The sequence below is a fragment of the Streptomyces sp. NPDC127114 genome (assembly GCF_042677525.1).
Taxonomy (GTDB): Bacteria; Actinomycetota; Actinomycetes; order Streptomycetales; family Streptomycetaceae; genus Streptomyces.
In genome coordinates this window covers 1-25516 of record NZ_JBHXTJ010000014.1, presented here as the reverse complement: position 1 = coordinate 25516, position 25516 = coordinate 1, and the positions used below count along the sequence as shown (strand labels likewise).

Here is a 25516-nt window from a genome sequence, read left to right as displayed (position 1 = left end):
AAGGGCTCCGTGCCGGTCAGATGTCGATGACGCGGTAGGCGATCGTGTAGACGCCGCCGGAGCCTTCCAGGGAGCGGTACTGGACCTCGGCGCCGACCTCGCTGCCGGTCACCAGGGTGGCGCCCAGCTTGTCCGAGCCGAACGTGTCCTTGTCCCAGAGCGTGAGCGTGCGGGCCTGCTCGCGGCCGAGGACGAGGGCGGGGTTGCTGTTGCCGTCGGTCATCGAGCGGACGTAGCCGGCGCCCATGGTCTGGTACGAGATGCCGTTGCCGGGCCACACCTTGACCTGGTTTCCGTTGGCGTCGGTGATGTTGAGGTAGGCCTCGTCGTGGTTGCCCTCGCTGTTGCGGTGGCAGGTCAGCTCGATGAGCTCGATCTTCACGTAGTCGATCGGCTCGGCCTGGGCGGTGCCGGCGAAGACGCCGAGGCTGCCGAGTCCGAGCAGTGCGGCGGCGGCGACGCGGACGGTCCGGTGCTTGCTCATGTGGAAATCCCCCTTGTTCGACGTCATGTGCGTGACGTCCGGTTGGCGTCCCGTCCCTTCGGAGCGGGCCGTTCGTGCCGTTCCCCTCGGCACGTCCCTTACTGTGCCCGGCACGCCCTGACGTCTTCTACGCGCGTTCCACTGGACGGAACGGCGCGGCGGCGGTCACCGCGGGCCCTCCCCGGGCCAGGCCGCGGGCGAGACAGCCTCCCAGGGCCGCGCCCGCCTCGGCGACGGCATCGGCCAGCGGTCCGAGCCGCCGCCCCGCCCTGACCATGCCGGCGAGCGCGGCCACGACGCGGCCGTCCGGCGACCGTACGGCCACCGCCGCGCAGCACACTCCGTCCATCACGTCCTCACGGTCGAGCACGGCGCCCGCACGCCGCGGCCCCCGCAGCGCCAGCCCGGCGGCCGTGTCGAGCCGGAAGCCGACCCCGTCCGGCACCGGCACCACGGGTTCGAGCTCGCCCGGCACCGAACTCACCGTCAGCGCCTGGTCCTCCCGCATCACCACGAGGAGGGCGCTGGCCCCGGTCACCGCCCGCAGCCGGTGCAGCGGCAGCCGGGCGGCGGCGCGCAGGCCGGGGTGCGGCTCCCAGGCGAGGCCGAGCCGATAGAGCTGCGGGCCGACCCGGTAGCGCCGGTCGCGGCGCTCGACGGCGCCGACGGCCACGAGCTGGTCGAGCAGCCGGTGCGCCGTGCCCTTCGGCACCCCGCAGGCCTGGGCCAGTTCGGTCACGCCCGCCGCCTCGTCCCCGTGTCTTCGCAGTGCCTCCAGGAGCGCGAACGCCCCTTCGAGCACCCCTCTGCCCCGGTTCGCCGTGGTCCCGTCTCCCGGCATGTCCGTGTGCTTCATGTGTCGTCCCCCTCGGATCCGCTCGCGTCCGGCCGCGGTCCCCCGACGGCGCGACGGCTCCCGGACGCAGAGGACACCATGCGGCAGAACGGACGTACCGGCCAAGTCGTTGCGCGGCGCGTCGCGGCGTCCCGTCGCTCAGCCGGCGATCGTCGCGGCCGGGCCCATGACGACGACGGGGTTCCGCGCCGGGTCGAGGGCGCGGAGGAGTTCGGTCATGTTCTCGCGGGGCAGCGAGACGCAGGCCTGGGTGGGGCCGCCGTGGTCGACGTGGATCCAGACCCCGCCGCCCCGCTCCGGGCCCAGCGGGCGCTCCTTGTTGAGCGGGGTGGTGCCGGGGACGCGGTTGTAGTCGATGGCGACCACGTAGTCGAAGGAGCCTTCGAGCGGCTCGCCGAGGAAGCCGGTGCCGGAGACGGCGAACTCCTCGTCCTGGTCGTACGGGATCCTGGCCCCGGGATCGGGGAGCCGGCCGCCCGCGTCGCCGAGCCGGTAGACGCCGGTCGGCGAGCGCAGGTCGTCCGCCACGTGGTCGTCGGTCCACCCGCGCAGGGCGTTGTGTCCGCGCCAGGGACCGGCGGCGCGGTGCCAACGGCCGGCCGCGTCCCGCTCGTGGAGCACGGCGGTGACGACGTTGCCGTCGACGCCGTCGCCGCTCACCACGAGGACCTGGGTGGTGCCGTCGGGGATGCGGGCGTGCGTACGGGGGCCGACGCCGGTGATGCGCGAGGGCGCCCGGTTGGCGCCGTCGCGCGCCTCCTGACCCTGCGTCCGGTCCCGGTCCGGACCGTGGAGCGGGCCGTGCAACGGGGACGTGGAGGCGTCGTGCGCCGGCGGCGGCGTTGCGGACGGCGGACGCTGCGCGGTACAGCCGGTCAGGGCTCCGCCCAGGGCGAGGGCCGAGAGCAGGGCGCAGGTCAGCACCGCGGTGGTGCCCTTGCGGACGGGCATGGGAGGGCTCCTCCGAGGCTCGGGGCGATGCCCGGATCCGTACCCGGTCGGCACCCGGGCCTGTCGCGGCCGGCGCCCCCTCACCCGTTCGGCCGATGCGGCAACGCGTTTGACGGTTCGTCGCGGGGTGGGATTTCCTGCCCGGATGAACGCGCTGCGCATCGAAAGCATCGACCCGGCCGACCCGGTGGCCGCTCCCGCGCTCCTGGCGGACTGGCGGCTGATCCACAACACGATCATCCCGACGGCCCCGCTCTCCGCGGACGAGGTGCGCGAGCGGGCGGGCCGAAACCGGCTCGACGTGGCCTACGCCGACGGCGCCGCCGTCGGCTGCTCCACCGTCCGCCCGCCGGACGACGAGACGCCCGCCGCCACGGTCATCTCCCGGATCCTGCCCGAGTACCGCGGCCGGGGGTACGGGACCGCGCTGTACGAGCGGGGCCTGGCGCACGCCCGGACGCTGAGCGAGGCGGGTGTGGAGACGGTGGTCCTGGCGAGCAACGAGGAGGGGCTGCGCTTCGCACGGGCCCGCGGCTTCGTGGAGACCGAGCGCTACGTGCTGCCGGGCGACACCGTGGCCTTCGTGACGCTGCGTCTGGACGAGGGCGCGGCGCCGGCGGAGGCGTAAACCCGCTGGACCGCACGCCCCGGCTGCGGCACCATCGGAGCATGATCGACAGAATCGAGTCCACCTTCACCCGGTGAGCGCCCAGGAAGAGCGCGGAGCGCTCACCTCCCGGCCCTCGCTGTACGCCTACGTCCTCGGTCGGCTAGCCGCCGAGCCGGACGGCCGGCCGCCTGTCGGCGGCTATCCGGCTCCTGATGAGCCGTCAGTGCCCCCGGGCTCTGTTCGGCTGCGGGGAAAGAAGGCCTTCGCCGCCGTCCGGTCGGCCCTCGGCCCGCTGCTCGCCGGTCCCGACACCCGGACCGCCGCCGAGGCGGTCGAGCGCCGCCTCGCCGGACTCCCGGTCCCGGTGGGCGCGCTGGTCGGCGCCGTGCTCTCCCTGCCGCTCGACGACGAGGCCGCCGCGCGGGCCCTCGGCCGCCGCCTGGTCCGTACGGGCCGGGAGAGCCGGTCCGTCAGCGTGGGTCTCGCGCTCATGCGGCGGCTCGGGGAGCCCGAGGACGTGCCGTCCCTCAGGACGCTCGCGCGTCTCAGGAACCTTTCGAGCCTCGCCGTGGCGGCCCTGGAGCCGCTGGATCCGCAGACCGCCGCGCTCCGCTGGCTGGACGACCGGGTCACGAAGTCCGAGCTGCGTCCGCTGGTGGACGCCCTGCTCGTGGCGCCGGCTTCCGGCCTCCGGGCGTTGATGGTCGGGCCGTCATGGGACGTGCGCGCGGTCGGGCCCTCGCCCGCCCGGCGCATCGCCGAGGCCGTCGGCCTGGCCGGGCTGCTGCGCGACGGCCCGGTCGACCCGCGCCTGCTCGCGCGGGCGGGACGGCTTCTCGTACGGATGGCGAGCCCGCGCGACTACCAGGCGGAGATCCTCTGCTACGGCGACGCGGTCGAGGTCTGCGAGGCCGTCGTGCGGCGCGCCTCCGCGCTGCCCCCGACCGTCGACCACGCCGCCGTGCTGCTGTCCCTCGCCGTCGACCTGCACAGCGGGCCGACGCATCTCCTGCCCTGGCGGGAGGGACAGCGCGAGCAGCTGCTCGACGCGCTCGGCGCCCTGCTCGCCTCGCCCGCGTGGGAGGGCGCCTTCGAGGAGCCCGGCCCGGACGCCCCGTCCGCCGTGCGGCGGCGGGCGGCCTGGCTGCGGTACACCTCCGAGCTGCTGTTCCGGACGCCCGGGCCGTCCGGGCGGCTGAGGATCGTGGTCCTCTCGCGCGATCCCCTCGACGGCGAACCGGTCGAGGCCCGCGTCCTCGTCGACGACAGGCCACTCGTGCCGGCGCTCTTCGGACGCGGCGCCGCCGAGGCCCCCGAGTACCTCCTCGACCGGCGCGCCCTGCGGGCCACGGAGGAGCCGCACGAGGTGAAGCTGGCCGAGGCGTGGTGCAGCGAGGGCTGTTGCGGCGCGCTCCGGGTGACCGTCGTCCGCGAGGGCGACGAGGTGGTGTGGCGGGACTGGCGTCATCCAGCCCGGCTGCCCTCCGGCCATCCGGCGCCCGAGCTCCCGGCGTACCGCTTCGACGCCGCCGCCTACGACGCCGAGCTCACCCGGGCGACCGCCGACGACGGCTGGTCGTGGCCGGCCCGGACCGCCGGCCGGCTGATCGACGCGGGGCTGCGGGAGCGTCCCGGGCTCCTCGCCCGCTGGGACGCGAGGTTCCTCCACGCGGGCGCCGACCACCGGGCGCCGGACACCACCGTGCTGTGGTTCCTGTACCGCCCGGGGTTCTTCGAGGGCGCGGTGGACGAGGACGGGCCCTGGCTCCAGTTCGTCTGGCGCCTGCCCGACGACGGCGCTCCCCCGGCCGAGCGGGCGGCGGCCGCGCTGCGGCGGCTCGCGGAGGAGGACCCGAGGGCCTGTGCCGACTGTGTCGCGGGCCGCCGCTGAGCCGGCACCGACGGCCCTCTCCCAGGGGTGCTGACGCTCCGTCAGATCCGGTGCGTCACACCTCTGGGAACCTCGCGCCCCCGGCGCTACCCTCCGCGCATGATTCCGACCGTGGTATGGGGAACCGGAAATGTCGGGCGTGCGGCGATCCGTGCCGTCGACGCCCATCCGGCGCTCGAACTCTCGGCCGTCCTCGTCGCGAACCCCGCCAAGGTCGGCCGTGACGCGGGTGAGCTCGCCGGGCTCGGGCGCGTGCTGGGCGTGGCCGCCCGGGACGACGTGACGGCCGTGCTGGCCGAAGGCCCCGGCGCCGTGGTGTACGCGGCGTCCGGGGACATGCGTCCGGACGAGGCGCTGGGCGACGTCGTCCGGGCCGTGCGGGCGGGCGCCGTGGTGGTCACGCCGTCGCTGTACCCGCTGTACGACCACCGGGGCGCACCGCCCGAGTTCCGGGACCCGGTCCTCGCGGCGGTGAAGGAGGGCGGCGGATCGCTCTTCGCCTCGGGCGTGGACCCGGGCTGGGGCAACGACGTGCTGCCGCTGCTCGTGAGCGGTCTCGGCAGCACGGTGGAGGCCATCCGCTGTCAGGAGATCTTCGACTACTCGACGTACGAGCAGGAGGAGTCGGTCCGTCTGCTCGTCGGCATGGGGCAGCCCATGGACTACGAGCCGCCGATGCTGCTGCCCTCGGTGCCGACGATGGTCTGGGGCGGGCAGCTGCGGCTGATGGCCCGGGCGCTCGGCGTCGAGCTCGACGAGATCCGCGAGACCCTGGACCGGCGTCCGCTGGAGGCGACGGTGCGGACCCGGACGATGGGCGAGTTCGCCGCGGGTACGCAGGGCGCGGTCCGCTTCGAGGTGCAGGGGATCGTCGACGGCGAGCCCCTCCTGGTGATCGAGCACGTCACCCGGATCCATCCGGACTGCGCCCCGGACTGGCCGGTGCCGCCGGACGGTTCGGGCGCGCACCGGGTGATCGTGGAGGGTCGGCCGCGGATCGAGGTGACGGTCGAGGCCTCGGACGAGGGCGAGAACCGGTCGGCGGGCGGCAACGCGACCGCCGTGGGCCGGCTCGTGGGAGCGATCGACTGGCTGGCGGAGGCGGAACCGGGGCTGTACGACGCGCTGGACGTGCCGTTGCGCCCGGCGGTGGGGAAGCTGGGAAGGAGAAGGCGGTGATCATCGACATTCCTGAGGGGCAGGAGCCGATCGGCTACGTGTGGGGCGACATGGTGCCGGGCATCGGCATGGCGGCGGCGAACTTCTCGTTGTCCGTGTACTCCCACACGACGCTGGGGCTGCGTGAGTTCGAGGCGGCGCGGCTGCGGATCGCGCAGATCAACGGGTGCCGGTTCTGTCTGGACTGGCGGACTGACCGGGACGGGGAGAAGGTCGAGGAGTCCTTCGCCGACGCGGTCCTCGAGTGGCGCACGACGGACGCCTTCGACGAGCGGACCAGGCTCGCGGCGGAGTACGCGGAGCGGTACGCGCTCGACCACCATCACCTGGACGAGGAGTTCTGGTCCCGGATGACGGCCGCGTACAGCCAGGTGGAGATCGTGGAGCTGACGATGAGCCTGGGCTCGTGGCTGGCGTTCGGCCGGCTCAACCGCGTGCTCGGTCTCGACACGGTGTGCGTGCTGCCGACGCACTGAGCGGCGGCGGGGCGGGCGAGGAGGGCCGGCCGGGATCTCTCCCGGCCGGCCCCTTCGCGTGCGGTTCGCACCCCGGCCGCCTCACAGGTCGGTCGCGATGATCTTCTCGATGTTGCGTTCGGCGAGCGCGGTGATGGTGACGAACGGGTTGACGCTGGTGCTGCCGGGGATGAGGGCGCCGTCGATCACGTACAGGCCGTCGTAGCCGTGCAGGCGGCCGTGGTTGTCCGTGGCCTCGCCGAGGACGGCGCCGCCGAGCGGGTGGTACGTCAGGTGGTCGCCCCAGATCTTGTAGGCGCCGAACAGGTCGGTGCGGTAGATCGTGCCCTCCTTGGCGTTGATCCTGTCGAAGATCGTCCTGGCCGCGTCGATGGAGGTCTGCTTCCAGGCCCGGTCCCAGCTGAGGTCGACGCGCCCGGCGGCGGCGTTCCAGCTGAACTGGGCGCGGTGCGGGGTCCTGGTGATGGACAGGTAGAAGGACGCGTAGGTCTCGATGCCGGTCGGCAGTGGGGCGACCTCGGCGAAGGCGCCGCCGGCGTCCCAGTTGTCGATGCCGGCGGTGGGCATGGCGGACTGGAGCTTCCCGGTGGGGTCCCACATGTGGTTGGCCCGGCCGCACATGACGTTGCCGTTGTCGCCCCAGTTCTTTCCGACGCGGTCGTTGAGCGCGGGCAGCGCGCCGGTGGCCTTCAGCCGGGTGAGCAGCTTGCTGGTGCCGACGCTGCCGGCGGCGAAGAAGACCCGGTCGGCGGTGACCGTCTTGGTCTCGACGGTGGCGCCGGTGGTGTCGGTCCGCTCGATGACCACGGTGTAGCCGCCGCCGGACGCGGGAGTGACGGTGGTGACCCTGTGGAGCGGGGAGACGGCCACCCGGCCGGTCGCGGCGGCGCGCGCGAGGTAGGTCTTCTGCAGGCTCTTCTTGCCGTGGTTGTTGCCGTAGATGACCTCGCCTTCGAGGGCGGACTTCGGTACGGCGCCCGTGGCCTCCTGCTTCATGTAGTCCCAGTCGTAGACGTTGGGCACGAAGACGAAGGGGAAGCCGGAGCGTTCGGCGTGCTTGCGGCCGACGCGCGCGTACTGGTAGCAGTCGGCGCTCTCCCACCACGCCCGGTCCACGTCGGTGACGCCGAGTCCGGCGTTGGCACGCGGGTAGTAGGTGGCGTACATCTCGGCGGGATCGACGGTCGGCAGGAGCGACGGGAAGACCTCGCGGCGCGGCGTGACGGCCATGCCGCCGTTGACGAGGGAGCCGCCGCCGACGCCGCGGCCCTGGTAGACGGTGATCCCGGCGAAGTCCTCGGCGTCCAGGATCCCGGTGTAGCGGGGCACGTCCTTGTCGAGGGGGAAGCCGAGGAACTGGCTCAGCGGCTGCTTGGTGCGGGTGCGCAGCCAGAAGGAACGGTAGTCGGGTCTGGTGGTGTTGGCGAAGATCTTCCCGTCTGAACCGGGAGTGTCCCAGGCCATGCCCATTTCGACCAGATGGACGTCGACGCCCGCCTCGGCGAGCCGGAGCGCGGCGACGGAACCGCCGTATCCGGAGCCGACGACGAGGGCGGGGACGCGGGCCCCGGAGGGGATGGACGCGAGGGCGGACCGGACCTCGGCGGAGGTCGCGGCCTGCGCGGAGGCGGTGTGACCGGCGAGCGCCAGGCCACCCAGAATGGAACCGGTTCCTGTGACGAACCGACGGCGGGTCAGGCCTCTGGAATGCGAGGCCGAAAAGGATCTGTCACTCACGTGATGTTCCTCACCCTGGGAGGGAATGGGAACATGTTCTACTGGGACGTTCTTGGGAAGTCACGAGAAACCGACCGGTAACTTCCGGCCGAAAATCATCGCTCGCGATCACGTTCGAGCAACGAACCCACCCCCGCGTGTCGAACGCGGATACGGGCCTGATAAACCTTCACGTCTGGTCGTCGCTCTGCCGCCTGCGAGTGCGCGTGGACGGCACCGGGGGGGTTTCACGCTGGACGGGCTCGGAGCGCTGCGGCGCCGTGCCCGGGTTCCACCTTCGCTGCTCCTTCCGGGCTGCCCGCTGCCCGCGGCCGCGCGCGACGCGGATCGTGAGAGGGAGCGTGTGCATGGGCGGAACCGCCCGTAGCAAGGCATTCAGATGGGGTGCGGCCGCCGTCGCCGCCCTGGCCGTCACCGCGGCCGCCGTCCCGGCTTCGGCCGCGCCGGCCGCGCCGGCGAAGGACCCGGGCCCGCAGCGGGTCGGAGCGGCACCCAAGGCGCCGAAGGGCGCCGTCCGCACGGCCGATCCGGCCCCGGGCGAGACGCTCGACCTGAGCGTCGTCCTGGAGCCCCGCGACCCGGCCGCGCTGCAGCGGTTCGTCGCCGAGGTCTCCACCCCCGGCTCGCCGCGCTACCGCCAGTACCTGGGTACGGGCGAGTTCGCGAAGGTCTTCGGCGCCGAGCCGGAGACGGTGCGCGAGGTGCGCGCCGGCCTCGAGGCCAAGGGCCTCACCGTCGGCGAGCTGGAGGCCGACGGCCTCACCCTGCCGGTGAAGACGACCGTCGCCGGCGCGGCCAAGGCCTTCCGGACCGAGTTCGACGGCTACAAGCTGAAGGACGGCACGACCGGCCACCTCAACACGGCCGCCCCCGCCTTCGACGGCCGGGTCGCGGACGAGGTGCGCACCGTCGTCGGTCTGAACACCCTGGACTCGTACAAGCCCCGCAACACCGGCGTCAAGGGCGGGAACCGCAAGAAGCAGACGGCCACGGACACCCGTGCCCTGCAGCCGCGGCTCACCGGCACGACCCCGACGATGTGTCAGGACGTCAAGGACTACCTGGCGTACGCGGGCGACCCCGAGTACCCGCCGCTGTACGACACCAAGGACTACTGGAGCGCCCGCTCGCTGGCCGCCCAGTACAACATGGCCAACCAGCCGAACGTGCAGACCGGCGCCACCATCGCGGTCTACGCGCTCGAGAACTACGACCCCAAGGACATCGCGGAGTACCAGCGCTGCCACGGCACCCGGGTGCCCGTGACCGCCGTCCGCGTGAACGGCGGGCCGACCGAGCCGGTGGACCCGTTCGGCAGCGGCGCCGGCCTGGAGACCGCGCTGGACGTCCAGACCATCATCGGTCTCGCCCCGCAGTCCAAGATCCTCGTCTACCAGGGCAAGAACACCTGGACCGACGCCACGGCCACGTACCGCCAGATCGTCACCGAGAACCGCGCCAAGGTGGTCTCGGTCAGCTGGGGTCTGTGCGAGGTCCACACGCCGGCCGACGCCCGGTCCGCCCAGAACCTGATCTTCCAGCAGGCCGCGGCCCAGGGCCAGACCGTCGTCGTCGCCTCCGGCGACAGCGGCTCGACCGGCTGCTACCTGCCGATCGACGACGAGGGCACTCCGCACCCCGAGGTTCCCGACCAGGACCAGCTGGTCGTCGACTTCCCGTCGGCCTCGCCGTACGTCCTCGCGGTCGGCGGCACCACGATGCAGACCTCCGTCTCCAACCAGACCACGTGGTCCGGCTCCGGCGGCGGTGTCTCGCGCGGCTTCACCGTCCCGGCGGACGGCTTCCAGGCCGGCCGCACCGGCGCGGGCTACAGCGACCTCTGCGCGGCGCCCGCCGACACCACCTGCCGTCAGCTCCCGGACGTCGCCGGCGTCGCCGACCCGGCCACCGGCTACCCGATCGCCTTCGGCGGCGGCCAGTACTGGGGCGTCATGGGCGGCACCAGCGGCGCCGCGCCGGTCTGGTCCGCGCTGCTCGGACAGGCCAACCAGGACCTGGCGTGCCAGGCCAACGGCCCGGTCGGCGCCGTCCACCGCGCGCTGTACCAGCTGCCGGCGACTGCCTTCCGTGACGTCACCACCGGCAACACCAACCTGACCAAGTCGGGCAACTTCAGCGGGCTCTACCAGGCGGGCGCCGGCTTCGACCTGGCCACCGGCCTCGGCACCCCGAACGGGCGCGAGATCGTCGCCGGCCTGTGCAAGGCCGTCGCCCCCTCCCCCGCGAGCACCTTCGACGCGCTCGCCCCGGCCCGCATCCTGGACACCCGTTACGGCATCGGCCGCACCGGCACCTCGCCGGTCCCGGCCAAGGGCACCGTCAAGCTGAAGGTGACCGGCGTGGGCGGCGTCCCGGCGTCCGGCGTGACCGCGGTCGTCATGAACGTCACCGCCACCGCGCCGGCCGGCCCCGGCTTCCTGATCGCGTACCCGAGCGGCACCACCCGCCCGGCCTCGTCGAACATGAACTGGCTGAAGGGCGAGACCGTCCCGAACCTGGTGACCGTCCCGGTCGGCAAGGACGGCTCGGTCGACCTGTACAACGCGGGCGGCTCCACCGTCCACCTGATCGCGGACATCTCGGGCTACTTCACCACCGGCACCGAGGGCTCGACCTACGTGCCCAAGGGCCCGGCCCGCATCCTGGACACCCGCAACGCCATCGGCCGCGCCGGCACCTCCCCGGTCGCCGGCAAGGGCACCGTCTCCCTGACGGTGGCGGGCGCCGGCGGCGTCCCGGCCACGGGCGCCACCGCGGTGGTCCTCAACGTCACGGCCACCTCGCCGACGTCGAACGGCCACCTGATCGCCTACCCGAGCGGCACCACCCGCCCCACCTCGTCGAACATCAACTGGCTCACCGGCCAGACCCGTCCGAACGCGGTGGTCCTCCCGATCGGCGCCGACGGCAAGGTGAACCTGTACAACGCCGGCAGCGGCACCGTGCACTTCATCGCCGACGTCTTCGGCTACTACACCCCGGGCGCGGAGGGCAGCACCTTCCACACCGCGGGCCCGGCCCGACTGCTCGACACCCGGTACGCGCTCGGCACCTCCGGCACCACGCCGCTCAAGGGCGGCACGCCGCTGGCGCTGAACCTGAACGACGGTCACACGCTGGCCAACGCCAAGGCGGTCGTCCTCAACGTCACCGCCACCGCGCCGACGAGCAACGGCTTCCTGACGGTGTGGCCCGACGGCACGACGCTGCCGAACGCGTCCAACCTCAACTGGACGACCGGGCAGACCACGGCCAACCTCGTCACCGTGCCGGTCGTCAACGGCAAGATCGACTTCCGGGCGAACACCGGAACGGTCCACGTGATCGCCGACCTGTTCGGCTACTACTCCTGAGACGTCACCCGTGACGCGTCACCTGACACGTCACTCCTGATCGCGGGAGCCCCCGGGCCCCGTCCCCGTCGCGCGAGCGCCGGGGGCGGGGCCCTCGCCGTCTCCGGAGCCGGACGTCAGGGCCGCGACAAGCACCGCCGCGAGCGCCGCCCAGGCGAGCGCACCGGGACCGGCCGCCCGCCAGCCGAGACCCGCGAGCAGCACTCCGGCGAGCAGCCCCGCGGCAAGGGCGCGCCGGTCGCGGGTGAAGGCGAGGGCGCGGCGGGCGGTGCCCGGGGCGACGCGCTCGCGCAGGGCGAGGCGGCACACCAGCAGCGCCGCCGCGACCGCCGCCGTCAGGGCCAGGACCATGCCGTGCACCACCTCTCCGCGCCGTACGCAGCGGGACCGCCGTGCGGCCCGCTCCGGACCAGTCTCCCCGGCGCCGCGCGCGACCGCGCGCCGGCTCGCGCGTCAGGCGGCCAGGAAGGCCTCGATGGCGTCGGCGAGCTCCTTCGGGGTCTCCTCGGGCGCGTAGTGCCCGGCCTCGGGCAGGACCGTGAGGCGCGCGTTGGGGTACCAGCGCAGCCACGTGGCCTCCATGGCGTCCGCGCCGAGCGCCGGGTCGTGGGCGCCGACGACGAGCAGGACGGGCGCCGGGTTGTCGCGGACCCGCTCGTGGAAGTCCGTGCGCGACCAGGAGTCGAGGTAGGCGCGGAAGGCGGTGGCCGAGGAACGGCGCAGGGAGCGGTCCACGAGGGCCGAGAGCCACGCGTCGTCGTAGCGGCCGCCGGTGGTGTTGTCGATGATGACCCGGCGGTTGCCGGGGTTCTCGGCGGCGCCGGCGAAGAGCGCCCAGGTGTCCTCGTCGAGCGGGAAGCCGGCCGCGGAGACGGGTGAGATCCCGACGATGGAGCGCACGCGCTCGGGCGCGTCGAGCAGCATCAGCTGGGCGGCCTTGCCGCCCATGGAGTGGCCGACGACGGAGAAGGTGTCCCAGCCGAGGTCGTCGGCGACGGCCAGGGCGTCCGCGGCGACCTCCTCCATGGTGTACGCGCCGTCGGCGTCGATGGCCTCCCCGTAGCCGCGGCAGTCGAGGAAGGCGTAGGACCCGGTGGTTCCGTCCAGGTGCTCGCGGAGCGGTGCGAAGCTGCTGCGGTCGCCGAACCAGTTGTGCAGCACCAGGGCCCGGTGCGGACCGCTGCCCTGGACGTCGTACGGAAGAACCCGGCCGGTCATGATGCCCCCTGGTCACGAGGTGTCGGGGCTGCGCGCCCGCCGCGGCAGCCGACGCCGAGTCTCGCGAGCCGTCCGGGCCGGGTCAATGCCCCCAAGGGGTGGTTCCGGGTCCCGGCGGACGGGGCTCGTGGGGTCCCGGCGCGGCGTCCAGGCGTCCGTACCGCCGGGGACTCCGGATGCGGTGCCCTTCCGGGCGGGAGCATGCTGGCTGTGTGACCTCGAACGGCGCGGCAGGCACCGCCCCGTCGGCCGAGACCGGGCCCGCGCGCCCGGAGCCGGGCGCCGCCGGGTGGGTGGCGGACGCCCTGACGGCCGTCCTCGCGGAGTCGGTGCTGCGGGCCGTCGAAGCGGTCGGCGGCTACGCGGGCGGGGTCTATCTGCGATCCGGCACCTCGGGGCTGCTGCGGCTGGCCGTGCTCGCGGGGCTTCCCGGGCAGCTGTTCCGGCCGTGGTGGCGGATGCATGAGAACCGGCCGTTCCCGGTGGCCGAGGCGCACCGGTCGGGCCAGCCGGTCCACCTGGGGGACGTCGAGGAGGCCATGCGACTGTTTCCCCAGCTGGTGGCCAGCCTGCCGTTCCCCTTCGCCTCGCTGTACACGCCGGTGCTCGGCGGCAGGGAGCGGTACGGGGTGCTGGTGGTGCTGCGCACGCCCACGCCCGGGGTGCCGGTGGACGCGCGGGACCGCAGCCGGATGCTGCAGGAGGCGCGCCGGCTCGGTGTGACGCTCGGCGCGCTCGCCGCCCACGGGACACGGGTCGAGTGGCCGGGCGAGCCGGTGTCCGTCCAGCTGCCGACCAGGACCGGGCCGCGCGTACGGATCGGCTATTTCGACTGGGACCTGGATTCCGGCACGCTCACGGCGGACGCGGGTCTGCGCGAGATCCTCGGCATGCCCGACCCGCTGCCGTGGACGGTCGAGTCGCTGACCGCCCGGCTGGTCCCCGAGGACGCCTACGCCCTGGGGGCGCTGGCCCGGCAGGCCGCGGAATCCGGCGGTCCCGCGGCGCGCCGGATCCGGCTGAAGGGCCCGGACGGCGGTCTGCACCTGCTGGAGGTGACCGCCCGGCCCCTCGCCGACGGCCGGGACGGACACGTCCTGACCGGGTCCCTGGTCGACCTGGGGACCGGGCTCGTCGGCTCGGACGCCACGGACCGGCTGCCCCGGGCGATCCTGGCGATCGACCGGCTCGGGAGGATCACGTACGTCAACGAGCGCACCGAGGCCCTGCTGGGCGTGGCGCGCGGCGCCCTGGCCGGCCGGCCGCTGTGGGAGGCGGTGCCGTGGTTCGCGCACCCGTACCACGAGGAGCAGCTGCGCGGGGCCCTGCTGTCGGACCAGCCGATCCATTTCCTGGCGCACCCGGGACGCGGGTCGTGGCTGTCGGTCTCGCTCTATCCGGGGCGGGACGGGGTCACCCTGGTGCTGGTACCGGAGGGCGACCTGGCCGCGGGCGACCCGGCCGAGGGCGGGGCACGGGGCGGGGCCGCCGCCGACGAGGACGACGGTCTCTCCCCGCCCGAGGGGCGGGCGGCGGCCCTGTACCGTCCGGTGGCCCTCGCCATCGCGCTCTCCGAGGCGGTGACGGCCCGCCAGGTGTCGGCGGTGGTCACCGAGGAGCTCCTGCCGGCCTTCGGCGGACGGCAGCTGGCGATCTATCTGCTGAGCGAGCGGCATCTCTATCTGGCGTGGGAGACCGGCTTCCCGACGGGCTTCCTCGAGCCCTTCGACGGGGTCGGCCTCGACGCCCGGGTGCCGGGCGTGGAGACGTTGACGACGGGACGGCCGCTGTTCTTCGAGTCGATGGACCAGCTCGGCACGGCCTATCCGGGGATGCCGCTGGACGCGCACACGGGGGCGCGGGCCTTCCTGCCGCTGATCGCCTCGGGGCGGCCGGTGGGCTCGTGCATCCTCGGCTTCGACAAGCCGCGCGGCTTCACCGCCGAGGAGCGGACGGTGCTCACGGCGCTCGCGGGGCTGATCGCCCAGGCCCTCGAGCGGGCGCAGCGCTACGACTCCGAGTCGGCGCTGGCCCGGGGGCTGCAGGACGCGCTGCTGCCGCACCGGCTGCCGGTGTACGAGGGCGTGGACACGGTCGGCCGGTATCTGCCGGGCACGCAGGGCATGGACGTGGGCGGCGACTGGTACGACGTGGTGGAGACGGAGCCGGGCCGGCTGGCCCTCGTCATCGGCGACGTGCAGGGCCACGGGGTGGCCGCGGCGGCCACGATGGGTCAGCTGCGCAGCGCGGTACGGGCGTTCGCGCTCAGCGGGCACCCGCCGCAGGAGGTGGTGCGGGCCACCAACCGGCTGCTCATCGATCTGGACCCGGGCCAGTTCGCGAGCTGCTGCTACGTCGTCCTCGACCCGCGCACCGGCGAGGCGGAGGCGGCGCGGGCCGGGCATCCGCAGCCGCTGCTGCGCCGGGCGGGCGGCGGCACGGAGGTGGTGGAACTCGCGGGCGGCGTGGTGCTCGGCGTGGACGGCGCGGCCGGCTATCCGGTGACGCGGCTGCGGCTCGAAGCCGGCGACGTGCTCGCCCTGTTCACGGACGGTCTGGTGGAGCGGCCCGGCACGGACATCGACGAGGGCGTGGAGCGGCTGCGCCGCACGTTCGCGGCCACCGGCACGGCTCCGCTCGCCGATACCGCCGACCGGCTGATCCGGGAGGCGCGGCAGGCGCCCGACCGGCCCGACGACATCGCCCTGCTCCTGGCGGCCCGCTGGGGCTCCCACCCGTCCGGGTGACGCCCGGTCGGTCGTACGGCGCTGGTTGTCCGGGCGCTGCCCGGAGACGCTGGGCGGAGCGGGGGACGTGCGGTGCCGACCCCCTTCACCCCGTCCGAGGAGGACATGTGCAGCAGGACAAGCAGCCGGAGTACCGGCCCGTGGTGTTCCGCGACCGGGCGGCCGGGTTCGCCTTTCTGACCCGTTCCACGGCGAACAGCGACCAGACCATCGAGTGGGACGACGGCGAGACGTATCCGGTGGTCGACGTCGAGATCTCGTCCGAGAGCCACCCGTTCTACACGGGCAAGGCGCGGACGGTGGACACGGAGGGGCGGATCGCCAGGTTCGAGCGCCGCTACGGCGGGGACGACGCCTGAGGCGCCGTGCCGGCGAGGGCCGTGGCCGTGCGACCGCCCCCGGCCGGACGCGGCGCGGGGGCGGTGGTCGACGGCCGGGGCGGCCGTGGGTCGGGCCGGTGTCGGGAGAGACCGGCCGTCGCAGGATCAGGCCTCGACGACGCCGGACTTGGCGACGCGGACCTCGGCCTTGGTGCGACCGGAGGGAGAGCCCAGGGCCTCGACCTTCTTGACGACGTCCTGGCCCTCGACGACCTGGCCGAAGACGACGTGCTTGCCGTCGAGCCAGTCGGTGACGATGGTGGTGATGAAGAACTGCGAGCCGTTGGTGTTCTTGCCCGCGTTCGCCATCGAGAGCAGGAACGGGCGGTCGTGCTTGAGCTGGAAGTTCTCGTCGGCGAACTTCTCGCCGTAGATGCTCTTGCCGCCGGTGCCGTTCTCGTTGGTGAAGTCACCGCCCTGGAGCATGAACTGCGGGATGACGCGGTGGAACGGGGAGCCGGCGTAGCCGAAGCCGTGCTCGCCGGTGGCCAGCTCGCGGAAGTTGCGGGCGGTCTTCGGGACGACGTCGTCGAAGAGCTCGAAGACGATCCGGCCGGCCGGCTCGTCGTTGATGGTGATGTCGAAGAAAACGTTGTTGCTCATGGGGACATCCTGTCATTCCTCAGCCACTGCGCGCGCACGGGCCTGCCCCTCTCGGGTGTCGGCGCGGGATGAGGACAGGCGGGAGCGGCGCTACATGCAGGTGCCCCGTAGCCCTTGAAGGGCGGTACGGGGCACGGGAACGTCCGACGGTCCGCGGCGTACGTGGCATGCGCGCGGCGCGTGGAGCACGTCAGCCGGTGAGCTGCGGGGACTCCGCGGTCAGAGGAGACCGCCGGTCGTGGGCGCCTCCGGCGCCTGTGGGGCCTGGACGTCGCCGGCGCCCTCGACGGTGTCGCCCAGGAGGGCACCGACGCCCTGGTCCTCCTGGAGCAGGCCGGTGACGCCGCCGGCCGCGCCGCCGGAGTCCGCGGCGGAGGCGTTCGGGGGAGGGGTGACGAGGGCGGTGACGACGCCTGCGGCGAGGGAGGCGATGGCGAGCATGCTGCGCTTCTTCATGCCCGGGTCAACTGCGCAGGGCCGTCGAGGTTACGGGTGCCGCCCGCACCGATTCCGTACGTCGTCATCCGGCCGGCCCGACGCGGCGCATAATGCATGACAGTAGGAAATTTCACCATTCCGGCGGAACCATCCTTTCGCGACGGATGTCTTCCCCAGTGACACCACTGTCCCCATCGCACGAGGAACCCGGGGGACGCCATGCTTCACCGTCAGAGCCTCGCGGCCGCTGCCGCGGGCATTCTCCTCACCGCCGGGATCGGCGCCACGATCCCCGCAGGTGCCACTGCCGCCCCGACCCGCACCACGACCCCGCCGGCCATGGCCCAGGTCGTGAACGTCCGCTGGGGCGGCCACCCCACCTTCGACCGGCTGGTCATCGACGTCCGGGGCACGATGCCCCCGGTGAGCGTCACTCCGGTGAAGGTGCTGCGCTACGACGGCTCGGGCCAGAAGGTGCCGCTCGCCGGGAAGTACTTCCTGGAGATCAAGCTCTCGCCCGCCGCCGCCCACAACGATGCCGGCCAGTCCGTCTACAAGGGACCCCGGCTGCTGAAGATCCACCTTCCCGCCCTCAAGGGTGTCGCCCTGACCGGCGACTTCGAGGGCGTGGTCACCGTCGGAGCCGCCTTCCACGTCAAGCCCTTCTACAAGACCTTCGTCCTGCACTCCCCCGAACGCTTCGTGCTGGACGTCGCCCATCCCGCACCCCTGTGCCGCGGCTGAGCCGCGACCGCCACGGGGCGGTGGCCGGTCCCGGGCCGGCCACCGCTCCTTCTCCGGTCGGGACCGGGGTCAGGAAGGGTCCGCGGTCTCCAGGTAGACGGTCTCGCCGGTCCGGCGGGCCCGGTCGATCGCGACCAGCCGCCGGAAGGTCTGCCGGGTCATCTCCCGCTCCCACTCGGCGAGCGAGCGGACCTGGCAGGCGCTGTGCTCCTCCGGGTCGAGGACGACGGCGTCGATCTGCTCGTCGGTCAGCTCCCCGCCGTCGAAGATGAAGCCGATGTGGTTGGCCGGCCAGTCCTCGCCGCGGTCGCAGGTGAAGTGGGTGCCGAGCAGCCGGGGTTCGCCGGCGAAGACCAGACCGGTCTCCTCGCGGCATTCCCTCAGGGCCGTCTCCCACGGGGTCTCGCCCGGATCCATGTTCCCGCCGGGCCACTGCCAGTGCTCGGACGCCTGGGTGGCGAGGAGCTGGAACGGGCGCCCGCGCGTGTCCGTGAAGTAGAGGCAGGCGTACGCGGTCGCTCTCGGCAGCGTCGCGATGTACTCGGCGGGCGGCAGCCAGGCGTGGGTCATGGGGCAGCTCTTTCTCGTCGAGGGCGGCAGAACGATCACCACCATCCAAGCGGTCGGACCGGCCCCGTCGGGCCCCCCGCACGGGCGTCACCGGATCGTGTGATCACCTCGGTCCAGGACGTCGACAGCCGGCCGGCGCCGTTCCCGTGGACGACCGGCGTGGGTCAGCGGTCGCCGGGGTCCCGGAGTTCGCGGAGCAGCCGGCGCTCCACGAGCCGTTCGTGCACGAGCCGTCCGACGAGGGCGCCTCCGTACACCACGAAGCCCACGCCGACGAGCCACGACTGCAGGACGAGGACCGTGCCGAACTGGCCGTAGGTGACGGCGTTGGAGGCGATGAGGGGCGAGAAGACCAGCTGGGAGAAGACGCGCAGGCCGAGCAGGCCCAGGGCGGTGAGGACGGCTCCCGGGACGAGGGCGCGCCAGCGGATGCGGCCGCACAGCAGGAAGCGCTGCGACCACCAGAAGAAGAGGAAGGTGCCGACGACGTCGCCGACGGCGACGAGGGTGGTGACGGCTGCCGACGCGTGTTCGGAGACCGGGCCGGCGACGAAGAGGAGGAGTGCCGCGACGAGGACGGCGAGCCAGACGACATGGCGCCACATGGTGTGCCAGCGGGCGGTGGGCAGGTCCCAGACCCGTTCGTAGCCGGTCTGGACGGCCGATCCGAAGGTCACGCCGAACGCGGCGAGGGCGGCGAGACCGAAGGCGGTGGTGCGCTGCAGGGCCTGTCCCGGCTGCCCGAAGAGCCGTTCGACCTCCTCCTGGGAGACCTCGGAGACGCCGAGGCCCTGGACGAGCCAGCGGGCGAAGCCCTGGCCGCTGGCGAGGTCGGCGGCGGCGACCACGATGAGGAGGGGCACGAGGGTGAGGAGGCTGAGCGCGGCGAACCCCATGGCGCGGTGCATCAGTTCCACCTCGCGGCCGCGGTTCCAGACGAGGCCGACCGGTGACGCGAGGACGCGGACGTGGAGCCGGTGGAACCAGTGGCCGTGCTCGGCGGGGGCACCGTCGCGCGGCGCACCGGAAGTGGGGGGCATGCCTCGTCGAGTACCCCGCCGGCCGGCGGAACCCGTCCGGCATGCGGCCGAACGGGTGCACCTGCCGCCGGAGACTCAGTGCCGGACGGGGCGGGCGGCGGGACCGGGGCGGACGGTAACCTCGAAGGGGGTGAGCGGCCTGTGCTCCTCGCCGGTGCAGACGACCTCGACGCGGACGGGCGCGCCGCAGTCGGAGTGGCTGATGTCCAGCGGGGTTCCTGCCGGGTCGCCGGCGTGGGTGTCGCCCCACTGCTTGAGGGCGAGCAGGACGGGCCACAGGTCGCGGCCTCTGGAGGTGAGGCGGTACTGGGAGCGGGTGCGGGAGCCGGGTTCGCGATAGGGCTCGACGCGCAGGATTCCGGCGGCGACGAGCTTGCGCAGCCGGTCGGCGAGGACCGCCTCGGAGAGTCCGAGGTGGCGGCGGAAGTCGTCGTAGCGGCGCACTCCGTTGAAGGCGTCCCGCAGGATCAGCAGGGACCACTTCTCGCCCACCAGGTCCAGCGCGCGGCGGACCGGGCAGTTCTCGGTGTCGATCTCCAGCCACTCCATCGTCCCACTCTAACGAGCTGACTGCGACGTTGACAGTCAGCCGACCGAACATCTAGCTTCGATCTTCGAAGTCAGATGGCGGGCGCGCGCCCCCGGCGGAGGGAACAGTGATGGAGCGGACACGAACGGTGCGCTGGGAGGACGCCGCGGCCACCGCCGCGGCCGCCGGCACGATGGCGGGTCTGGACTTCCTCCGCGCGATCGCCGAGGGCCGCCTTCCCGCCGCGCCGCTCGGCGCGCTGCTCGGCTTCGCCCTGGACGAGGTCGAGGACGGCCGGGCGGTTTTCTCCTTCGAGCCGGGCGAGGAGCACTACAACCCGATCGGGAGCGTGCACGGAGGCGTCTACGCGACCCTGCTCGACTCGGCGGCGGGCTGCGCCGTGCACTCCACGCTGCCGCAGGGCATGGGGTACACCTCGCTCGACCTGTCGACCCGCTTCCTGCGCCCGATCACGCGGGACACCGGCAAGGTGCGGGCGATCGGCACAGTGCTGAGCCGGGGCCGCCGGACGGCGCTGGCGGAGGCGGGTCTTTACGACGGACAGGACCGGCTGCTCGGGCACGCGACCAGCACGTGCATGCTGTTCCCCATGGCCTGAGCCGGCGGTCCGGCCCGGGTCAGGAGCAGACGAACGGGCGTCCGGTGCGGGTGCAGTGGTCGGGAGCGAGGTCGTCGGCGGGATAGGGGGCGCCGGTGGCCTGGAGCGCGGCACTGACCAGGGTGGCGAGCAGGTCGATGTCCGAGCCCGCGTCCAGACGGACCGTCACCCAGCCGGAACCGGCGCGCAGTCGCAGCGCGCTCGATCCGAGGAGGGCCGGCCGCAGCCGGGCGATCATGGCGCGGGTGAGGTGGACGTCGGCTTCGTGCTCGCCGTGGAAGTGCACGATCTCCTGCGTAGCGGTGCGCAGTCCGAGCTCGGCGCCGCACGGCGCCCGGTCGGCGATCAGCGAGGGCCAGCTCATCAGGCGTTCACTGGCGTGCCTGGCTGTGTTCATACGAGGAGCGTGCCGCGCCGGACGGGGCGGCACAAGCGTCCGGCGGAAATAATCCCGCCCATGCCTGAAACCCGTCGACTCGCGTCACACCGTGGTGCGTTCACGTCACACCCTGGTGCTTCCGCGTCACTCCTGAGGGCGTTCGCGGCGTCGCGCGGCGAGCACCGCGACGTCGTCCTCGGCCGTACGCGCGTCGAGTCGGCGCAGCACCTCGTCGACCACTTCCTCCGGCCCGGAGCCCGGCGGCAGCCGCAGTGCGGCGAGCCGGTCGAGCGAGACGTCGATGTCCTCGCCACGCCGTTCGACGAGGCCGTCGGTGAACAGCAGCAGGGTGTCGGACGGTGCGAGGGCGCGGACGGCCGGTTCGTAGCCGCCGAGTCCGGTGCCGAGCGGCGGCCCGACGGGCAGGTCGACGAGTTCGGCCGAGCCGTCGGCGGCGAAGACGACCGGCGGGAGGTGCCCCGCGCTGGCGAAGGTCGCGGTGGAGCGCGCCGGGTCGACCTGGATCAGCAGACAGGTCGCCGGCCGCCGCCCCTCGTCCTCGGCCACGACGGCGTCCAGCTGGCGCAGGACCCGGTGCGGCGGCAGGTCGGACGCGGCGACCTCGCGCAGCGCGCTCCGATAGGCGTTCATGTCCACGGCGGCGTCGAGGCCGTGGCCCATGACGTCGCCGACGACCAGGAGGCTGCGGCCGAAGTGGAGCCGTACCGTCTCGAACCAGTCGCCGCCGACGAGGGTGCGCGGGCCGACGGGGAGATAGCGGCCCGCGATCTCCAGATTGGGGTGGGGCCGGCCCGGCTCCGCGACCAGGGCGCGCTGCAGGTGCAACGCGGTGGCCTCGGTGGCGGCAAGCCGGCGCGCGTGCCCGAGGTGGACGGCGGCGAGCCGTGCCGCGTGGGCGACGACGGCCGTCTCGTGCGCGGAGAAACCGCCGGCGGCCCGGGCCACGCGGACCCGGCCCATGTCCTCGCCCTGCGGCGTGCGCAGCGGCAGCACCAGGACGGCGCCGGTGCGCTGCTCGTCGTCCGCGGGGCCGTCGACGGGGCGGTCGAGCAGGGCCCCCTTCCCGGCGGTGACGGCGACGCCGGTGGCGGTCCCGCCCTCCTCCGGCGGCTGCGGCTGGAAATCGACGGCGGCTGCATCGGCGACCCGCCGCACCAGGAACTCGGCGAGTTCGGCGCAGACGGTCCCTTCCTCGGGCCGGGTGCCTATCTCGGCAGCGGCGTGCTCCAGTGCGTCGAGCCGGGCGAGGACGGCCTCGTACTCCCCCTCCGGCAAGGACCGCTCCCCCGCTCGTCCGGACACCGCACCTCCACACCCGTTCACGTCCCTCCATTCCATCAGCGGCCCGTCCACCCCGCGCGCGGCACCCCCCGGACCAGCGCCGGGTCACCCTCGACGAGGCCGTGGTCCGTTCCGTGCGGGCCTTGTTCCGAGGCGTCCGTCCGTGACCCGTGCCGGATCGGCGTGCCGAGCGCTAGGCTGCCGTTACCAGTGAGTAACCCAGGGCACACCGGGGGGAACAGCAATGACGACCGGGTACTTCAGCTCCGTCGACGACGTCGTCGAGCGCCTCGCCGCGACCGGCTATCTGGCCTCGCCCGCCGTCGCCACCACCGTCTTCCTCGCGGACCGGCTGGGAAAGCCGCTGCTCGTCGAGGGGCCCGCCGGAGTGGGCAAGACGGAGCTGGCGAAGGCGGTCGCCGCCGTCGCGGGGGCGCGCCTGGTCAGGCTGCAGTGCTACGAGGGCGTGGACGAGGCGCGCGCCCTGTACGAGTGGAACCACGCCAAGCAGCTGCTGCGGATCACCGCGGGCCGCGACGAGAGCTGGGACGAGACCCGTACGGACATCTTCGGCGAGGAGTTCCTGCTGTCCCGGCCGCTGCTCACCGCCATCCGCTCCGACGAGCCGACCGTGCTGCTCGTCGACGAGACCGACAAGGCCGACGTCGAGGTCGAGGGACTGCTCCTGGAGGTACTCGGCGACTTCCAGGTGACCGTGCCGGAACTCGGCACCATCACCGCCACCCGCCGGCCCTTCGTCGTCCTCACCTCCAACGCCGGCCGGGAGCTTTCCGAGGCGCTGCGCCGTCGCTGCCTGTTCCTGCACATCGACTTCCCCGAGGAGGAGCTGGAGCGGCGGATCGTCCGGAGCAAGGTGCCCGGCATCGACGAGGCGCTCACGGCCTCCGTGGTGCGGGTCGTCGGCGCCCTGCGTGCGATGGACCTGCGGAAGGCGCCGTCGGTGGCCGAGACCGTCGACTGGGCCCGCACCCTGCTCGCGCTGGGCGCGGACACGCTCTCCGAGGACGTCGTGCGGGACAGCCTGGGGGTGATCCTCAAGCACCAGGAGGACATCCGGAAGGCGGCCGCCAAGCTGGACCTGGACACGATGTGAGCGCCGTTCTCCCGGAGGGCCGGCCGGACCCGGCGGACGCACCGGCTTCTCCCGGCGGCCCGGCCGGCCCGGGCGACCGGGTCACCGGCCTGGTGCGGGCGCTGCGGGCGCACGGCCTCCGCATCGGAACGGGCGAGACGGTCGACGCGGGACTCGCCCTCACGGCGGTGGGCTTCGACGACCGGGAACGGATGCGGGAGGCGCTCGCCGCCACGCTGTTGCACGGAGCGGCACAGCGAAGGCTTTTCGACCACGTCTTCGACCTGTACTTCCCGACGGTCGAGGGACGGGCCGAGGAGGAGGAGCCGGGAGCGCCGGGCGACGACGACTCCGCGGGCGACCCCGCCTCCGAACTGGCCCGGCTGCGCGACCGGCTGGCCGCCGCGCTCGCGGCGGGCGACGACACGGCGCTGAACGTGCTGGCCGGCGAGGCCGTCGGGGCGCTCGGCGGGTACGGCACGACGCCCGGCTCGGACGGCTGGTCCTCGTACCAGACGCTCTCCCGGCTCCGCCCCGAGACGCTGCTGGCCCGGATCCGGGCGATGCTCGCGAGCGGGGAGGGCGGCGGCGACGGGAGCACCCGGGAGGTGCCGGAGTTCGCCGACCGGCTGACCGACGACGAGATCCGGCGGCGCATCGAGGACTTCCGGGAGCGGGTGCGGACGGAGGCCCGCCGCCGGGTGGCGCTGCGGCAGGGCCGGGACCGGGTGGCCCGGCGGGCGGTGGCCGCCACGGCGGACCGGGTCGACTTCCTGCTCGCCGGCCGGGACCAGCTCGACGAGCTCCGGCGGACCGTACGGCCGCTCGCCCGGAAGCTCGCCACCCGGCTCGCCGCGCGCCGGCGCCGGGCCGCGCGCGGCGAGATCGATCTGCGGCGCACCCTGCGGCGTTCGCTGTCGACCGGCGGTGTGCCGGTGCGGCCGGTGCTGCGGCGACGGCGCCCGGGGCGGCCGGAACTGGTGCTGCTGTGTGACGTGTCGGGCTCGGTGGCGGGATTCGCGCACTTCACGATGCTGCTGGTGCAGGCGCTGCACGACCAGTTCAGCCGGGTCCGGGTGTTCGCGTTCGTCAACCGGGTCGACGAGGTGACGGACCTGGTGGCGAGGGCCCGCGCGGATCCGGCCGGTCTGGGCGAGCGGATCCTCGCCGAGGCGACGCTGACCGGCTGGCACGGCCAGAGCGACTACGGGACGGCGCTCGGTGAGTTCGCCGAGCGTTACGTCGACGTCCTGGGGCCGCGCACGGTGGTCTTCGTGCTCGGCGACGCCCGCACCAACCGCAGCGACCCGAATCTCGCGGCCCTGAGGCTCGTTGCGGACCGGGCCCGCCGGGTGTACTGGCTCAACCCGGAGCAGCCCGCCCTCTGGTCCACCGGCGACTCCGTCGCGCACGCCTACGCGGAGCTGGTCGAGATGCGCCCCTGCCGCAACGCCGGGCAGCTCGCCGAGCTCGTCGGACGGCTGCTCCCGGTCTGAGCGCGGGCGCCCTGAGCAGGGCGGATCGTGGCGTACGCGGTAGCGTGGCCCGCATGGAACTCATCGGTGAGATCACGGCCGGCCGTCCCCTGCTCGTCCTCGCGGTCAAGGAGGAGGCCCAGCACCTCGACACCGACCTGCCGGTGCTGCTGACCGGCATGGGCAAGGTCAACGCGGCGACGGCGCTCGCCACGGTCCTGGCGCGCGGGCCGCGTCCCTCCGAGGTCGTCAACCTCGGCACGGCGGGCGCGCTGCGCACGGGCTTCACCGGTACCCATGTCGTCGGCACGGTCATCCAGCACGACCTCGACGGCGAACTGCTCGCGACGCTCACCGGCGAGACCTACGGGGCGCCGATCACCCTGCCCGACGGCGGTGACGTGGTGCTGGCGACCGGCGACGCCTTCATCTCCGACGAGGCGGCGCGCGAGCGGCTCGCGCTGCGCGCCGCACTGGTGGACATGGAGGGCTACGCGCTCGCGACGGCCGCCGCATGCGCCGGGGTGCCGCTGCGGCTGGTGAAGCACGTGAGCGACGAGGCGGGCGAGGGCGCGGCCCGCAGCTGGCGCGAGTCGATCGCCGAGTGCGCGAGGGCGCTGGCCGACTGGGCCGAGGCCAACACGCCGTACCGCGCCTGAGACACCGACCCGACAGGCACCGGCCCGAGAGGCACCGGCCCCAAGCACCGCCCCCAGAGACACGGCGACGGCCGGCACGGCGGCCCGCGGAACCCTGGCCGCCGGCCGGTCCGGCTCCGTCTGACGCGGCGCGTCGAGGGGCCGGGCGGTCCGCCCGGCCCC

General features: G+C 73.7%; 25 protein-coding genes. 12 read left to right on the top strand and 13 right to left on the bottom strand.

Annotated elements, in window-relative coordinates; translation table 11 throughout:
- Nucleotides 1-16: 16 nt before the first annotated feature.
- The 3 genes from ACFVGS_RS16600 to ACFVGS_RS16590 all read right to left on the bottom strand — a co-directional run bounded on the left by ACFVGS_RS16600 (nt 17) and on the right by ACFVGS_RS16590 (nt 2291).
- Nucleotides 17-484 (bottom strand): hypothetical protein, encoded by a 468-nt coding sequence (locus tag ACFVGS_RS16600; RefSeq protein WP_385692823.1) that lies wholly within the window; start codon nt 482-484, stop codon nt 17-19.
- Nucleotides 485-611: 127 nt separating this feature from the next.
- Nucleotides 612-1340 (bottom strand): IclR family transcriptional regulator, encoded by a 729-nt coding sequence (locus tag ACFVGS_RS16595; RefSeq protein ID WP_385692822.1) that lies wholly within the window; start codon nt 1338-1340, stop codon nt 612-614.
- 138 nt (nt 1341-1478) lie between these two features.
- Nucleotides 1479-2291 (bottom strand): hypothetical protein, encoded by an 813-nt coding sequence (locus tag ACFVGS_RS16590; RefSeq protein WP_385692821.1) that lies wholly within the window; start codon nt 2289-2291, stop codon nt 1479-1481.
- Nucleotides 2292-2436: 145 nt separating this feature from the next.
- On the opposite strand from ACFVGS_RS16590, the gene ACFVGS_RS16585 reads away from it, so the two are divergent.
- From ACFVGS_RS16585 to ACFVGS_RS16570, 4 genes are all read left to right on the top strand, one after another.
- Nucleotides 2437-2919: a GNAT family N-acetyltransferase gene (locus ACFVGS_RS16585; protein WP_385692820.1), complete on the top strand. Its 483-nt coding sequence runs from the start codon at nt 2437-2439 to the stop codon at nt 2917-2919.
- A 73-nt stretch (nt 2920-2992) separates the two neighbouring features.
- Complete coding sequence (locus tag ACFVGS_RS16580; RefSeq protein WP_384406722.1) at nt 2993-4792, top strand: hypothetical protein; 1800 nt, start codon at nt 2993-2995, stop codon at nt 4790-4792.
- A 99-nt stretch (nt 4793-4891) separates the two neighbouring features.
- Nucleotides 4892-5971, top strand: coding sequence for a dihydrodipicolinate reductase (locus ACFVGS_RS16575; RefSeq protein ID WP_385692819.1), 1080 nt, complete (start codon nt 4892-4894; stop codon nt 5969-5971).
- On the top strand, nt 5968-6447 hold the full coding sequence (locus ACFVGS_RS16570; protein WP_384406726.1) for a carboxymuconolactone decarboxylase family protein: 480 nt from the start codon (nt 5968-5970) through the stop codon (nt 6445-6447). The genes ACFVGS_RS16575 and ACFVGS_RS16570 overlap by 4 nt, the downstream gene beginning before the upstream one ends.
- Before the next feature lie 81 nt (nt 6448-6528).
- On the opposite strand, the gene ACFVGS_RS16565 is transcribed toward ACFVGS_RS16570, so the two are convergent.
- The gene (locus ACFVGS_RS16565) at nt 6529-8184 is read right to left on the bottom strand and encodes a GMC oxidoreductase (protein ID WP_384406728.1); all 1656 of its coding nucleotides are present in this window, start codon (nt 8182-8184) and stop codon (nt 6529-6531) included.
- A 347-nt stretch (nt 8185-8531) separates the two neighbouring features.
- On the opposite strand from ACFVGS_RS16565, the gene ACFVGS_RS16560 reads away from it, so the two are divergent.
- Nucleotides 8532-11558, top strand: coding sequence for a protease pro-enzyme activation domain-containing protein (locus tag ACFVGS_RS16560; RefSeq protein ID WP_385692818.1), 3027 nt, complete (start codon nt 8532-8534; stop codon nt 11556-11558).
- Between the two features lie 30 nt (nt 11559-11588).
- On the opposite strand, the gene ACFVGS_RS16555 is transcribed toward ACFVGS_RS16560, so the two are convergent.
- Nucleotides 11589-11909, bottom strand: a complete 321-nt coding sequence (locus ACFVGS_RS16555) for a hypothetical protein (protein WP_385692817.1) — start codon at nt 11907-11909, stop codon at nt 11589-11591.
- A 102-nt stretch (nt 11910-12011) separates the two neighbouring features.
- Nucleotides 12012-12776, bottom strand: a complete 765-nt coding sequence (locus ACFVGS_RS16550) for an alpha/beta fold hydrolase (RefSeq protein ID WP_384406734.1) — start codon at nt 12774-12776, stop codon at nt 12012-12014.
- Between the two features lie 212 nt (nt 12777-12988).
- On the opposite strand from ACFVGS_RS16550, the gene ACFVGS_RS16545 reads away from it, so the two are divergent.
- Both ACFVGS_RS16545 and ACFVGS_RS16540 read left to right on the top strand, forming a co-directional pair.
- Nucleotides 12989-15523 (top strand): SpoIIE family protein phosphatase, encoded by a 2535-nt coding sequence (locus tag ACFVGS_RS16545; protein WP_384406736.1) that lies wholly within the window; start codon nt 12989-12991, stop codon nt 15521-15523.
- A 107-nt stretch (nt 15524-15630) separates the two neighbouring features.
- Nucleotides 15631-15882, top strand: a complete 252-nt coding sequence (locus ACFVGS_RS16540) for a type B 50S ribosomal protein L31 (protein ID WP_384406738.1) — start codon at nt 15631-15633, stop codon at nt 15880-15882.
- Between the two features lie 126 nt (nt 15883-16008).
- On the opposite strand, the gene ACFVGS_RS16535 is transcribed toward ACFVGS_RS16540, so the two are convergent.
- Nucleotides 16009-16506: a peptidylprolyl isomerase gene (locus ACFVGS_RS16535; protein ID WP_384406740.1), complete on the bottom strand. Its 498-nt coding sequence runs from the start codon at nt 16504-16506 to the stop codon at nt 16009-16011.
- A 219-nt stretch (nt 16507-16725) separates the two neighbouring features.
- Entirely contained in the window at nt 16726-16962 is a 237-nt protein-coding gene (locus tag ACFVGS_RS16530; RefSeq protein ID WP_384406742.1) for a hypothetical protein, read from the bottom strand.
- A gap of 201 nt (nt 16963-17163) precedes the next feature.
- On the opposite strand from ACFVGS_RS16530, the gene ACFVGS_RS16525 reads away from it, so the two are divergent.
- Nucleotides 17164-17688 carry a hypothetical protein gene (locus ACFVGS_RS16525; RefSeq protein ID WP_384406744.1) on the top strand — a complete coding sequence of 175 codons (525 nt, stop codon included), beginning with the start codon at nt 17164-17166 and terminating at the stop codon, nt 17686-17688.
- 69 nt (nt 17689-17757) lie between these two features.
- On the opposite strand, the gene ACFVGS_RS16520 is transcribed toward ACFVGS_RS16525, so the two are convergent.
- The 3 genes from ACFVGS_RS16520 to ACFVGS_RS16510 form a co-directional block, all read right to left on the bottom strand.
- Complete coding sequence (locus tag ACFVGS_RS16520) at nt 17758-18258, bottom strand: NUDIX domain-containing protein (RefSeq protein ID WP_385692816.1); 501 nt, start codon at nt 18256-18258, stop codon at nt 17758-17760.
- A 164-nt stretch (nt 18259-18422) separates the two neighbouring features.
- Nucleotides 18423-19298, bottom strand: a complete 876-nt coding sequence (locus ACFVGS_RS16515; protein WP_384406748.1) for a YhjD/YihY/BrkB family envelope integrity protein — start codon at nt 19296-19298, stop codon at nt 18423-18425.
- A 75-nt stretch (nt 19299-19373) separates the two neighbouring features.
- Nucleotides 19374-19847, bottom strand: a complete 474-nt coding sequence (locus tag ACFVGS_RS16510; RefSeq protein ID WP_384406750.1) for a winged helix-turn-helix transcriptional regulator — start codon at nt 19845-19847, stop codon at nt 19374-19376.
- A gap of 110 nt (nt 19848-19957) precedes the next feature.
- Here ACFVGS_RS16510 and ACFVGS_RS16505 point away from each other — a divergent pair, with 110 nt between their 5' ends.
- The gene (locus ACFVGS_RS16505) at nt 19958-20446 is read left to right on the top strand and encodes a PaaI family thioesterase (protein ID WP_384406752.1); all 489 of its coding nucleotides are present in this window, start codon (nt 19958-19960) and stop codon (nt 20444-20446) included.
- Between the two features lie 19 nt (nt 20447-20465).
- On the opposite strand, the gene ACFVGS_RS16500 is transcribed toward ACFVGS_RS16505, so the two are convergent.
- Nucleotides 20466-20843 carry a luciferase family protein gene (locus tag ACFVGS_RS16500; protein WP_384406754.1) on the bottom strand — a complete coding sequence of 126 codons (378 nt, stop codon included), beginning with the start codon at nt 20841-20843 and terminating at the stop codon, nt 20466-20468.
- 126 nt (nt 20844-20969) lie between these two features.
- Nucleotides 20970-22121 carry a PP2C family protein-serine/threonine phosphatase gene (locus ACFVGS_RS16495; protein ID WP_385692815.1) on the bottom strand — a complete coding sequence of 384 codons (1152 nt, stop codon included), beginning with the start codon at nt 22119-22121 and terminating at the stop codon, nt 20970-20972.
- A 250-nt stretch (nt 22122-22371) separates the two neighbouring features.
- Between ACFVGS_RS16495 and ACFVGS_RS16490 the strand changes: the two genes are divergently transcribed.
- The 3 genes from ACFVGS_RS16490 to ACFVGS_RS16480 all read left to right on the top strand — a co-directional run bounded on the left by ACFVGS_RS16490 (nt 22372) and on the right by ACFVGS_RS16480 (nt 25354).
- Nucleotides 22372-23241 carry an AAA family ATPase gene (locus ACFVGS_RS16490; RefSeq protein WP_384406758.1) on the top strand — a complete coding sequence of 290 codons (870 nt, stop codon included), beginning with the start codon at nt 22372-22374 and terminating at the stop codon, nt 23239-23241.
- 89 nt (nt 23242-23330) lie between these two features.
- The gene (locus ACFVGS_RS16485) at nt 23331-24716 is read left to right on the top strand and encodes a VWA domain-containing protein (protein WP_385692926.1); all 1386 of its coding nucleotides are present in this window, start codon (nt 23331-23333) and stop codon (nt 24714-24716) included.
- A gap of 53 nt (nt 24717-24769) precedes the next feature.
- Nucleotides 24770-25354 carry a nucleosidase gene (locus ACFVGS_RS16480; protein WP_385692814.1) on the top strand — a complete coding sequence of 195 codons (585 nt, stop codon included), beginning with the start codon at nt 24770-24772 and terminating at the stop codon, nt 25352-25354.
- Nucleotides 25355-25516 lie beyond the last annotated feature (162 nt).

Coding starts and splice junctions, on each gene's coding strand:
- ACFVGS_RS16510 (WP_384406750.1), bottom strand. CDS start 19,847: ATGGAGTGGCTGGAGATCGACACCGAGAACTGCCCGGTCCGCCGCGCG.
- ACFVGS_RS16500 (WP_384406754.1), bottom strand. CDS start 20,843: ATGAACACAGCCAGGCACGCCAGTGAACGCCTGATGAGCTGGCCCTCG.
- ACFVGS_RS16515 (WP_384406748.1), bottom strand. CDS start 19,298: ATGCCCCCCACTTCCGGTGCGCCGCGCGACGGTGCCCCCGCCGAGCAC.
- ACFVGS_RS16525 (WP_384406744.1), top strand. CDS start 17,164: ATGCTTCACCGTCAGAGCCTCGCGGCCGCTGCCGCGGGCATTCTCCTC.
- ACFVGS_RS16595 (WP_385692822.1), bottom strand. CDS start 1,340: ATGAAGCACACGGACATGCCGGGAGACGGGACCACGGCGAACCGGGGC.
- ACFVGS_RS16480 (WP_385692814.1), top strand. CDS start 24,770: ATGGAACTCATCGGTGAGATCACGGCCGGCCGTCCCCTGCTCGTCCTC.
- ACFVGS_RS16575 (WP_385692819.1), top strand. CDS start 4,892: ATGATTCCGACCGTGGTATGGGGAACCGGAAATGTCGGGCGTGCGGCG.
- ACFVGS_RS16535 (WP_384406740.1), bottom strand. CDS start 16,506: ATGAGCAACAACGTTTTCTTCGACATCACCATCAACGACGAGCCGGCC.
- ACFVGS_RS16585 (WP_385692820.1), top strand. CDS start 2,437: ATGAACGCGCTGCGCATCGAAAGCATCGACCCGGCCGACCCGGTGGCC.
- ACFVGS_RS16530 (WP_384406742.1), bottom strand. CDS start 16,962: ATGAAGAAGCGCAGCATGCTCGCCATCGCCTCCCTCGCCGCAGGCGTC.
- ACFVGS_RS16505 (WP_384406752.1), top strand. CDS start 19,958: ATGGAGCGGACACGAACGGTGCGCTGGGAGGACGCCGCGGCCACCGCC.
- ACFVGS_RS16555 (WP_385692817.1), bottom strand. CDS start 11,909: ATGGTCCTGGCCCTGACGGCGGCGGTCGCGGCGGCGCTGCTGGTGTGC.
- ACFVGS_RS16490 (WP_384406758.1), top strand. CDS start 22,372: ATGACGACCGGGTACTTCAGCTCCGTCGACGACGTCGTCGAGCGCCTC.
- ACFVGS_RS16560 (WP_385692818.1), top strand. CDS start 8,532: ATGGGCGGAACCGCCCGTAGCAAGGCATTCAGATGGGGTGCGGCCGCC.
- ACFVGS_RS16550 (WP_384406734.1), bottom strand. CDS start 12,776: ATGACCGGCCGGGTTCTTCCGTACGACGTCCAGGGCAGCGGTCCGCAC.
- ACFVGS_RS16520 (WP_385692816.1), bottom strand. CDS start 18,258: ATGACCCACGCCTGGCTGCCGCCCGCCGAGTACATCGCGACGCTGCCG.
- ACFVGS_RS16590 (WP_385692821.1), bottom strand. CDS start 2,291: ATGCCCGTCCGCAAGGGCACCACCGCGGTGCTGACCTGCGCCCTGCTC.
- ACFVGS_RS16600 (WP_385692823.1), bottom strand. CDS start 484: ATGAGCAAGCACCGGACCGTCCGCGTCGCCGCCGCCGCACTGCTCGGA.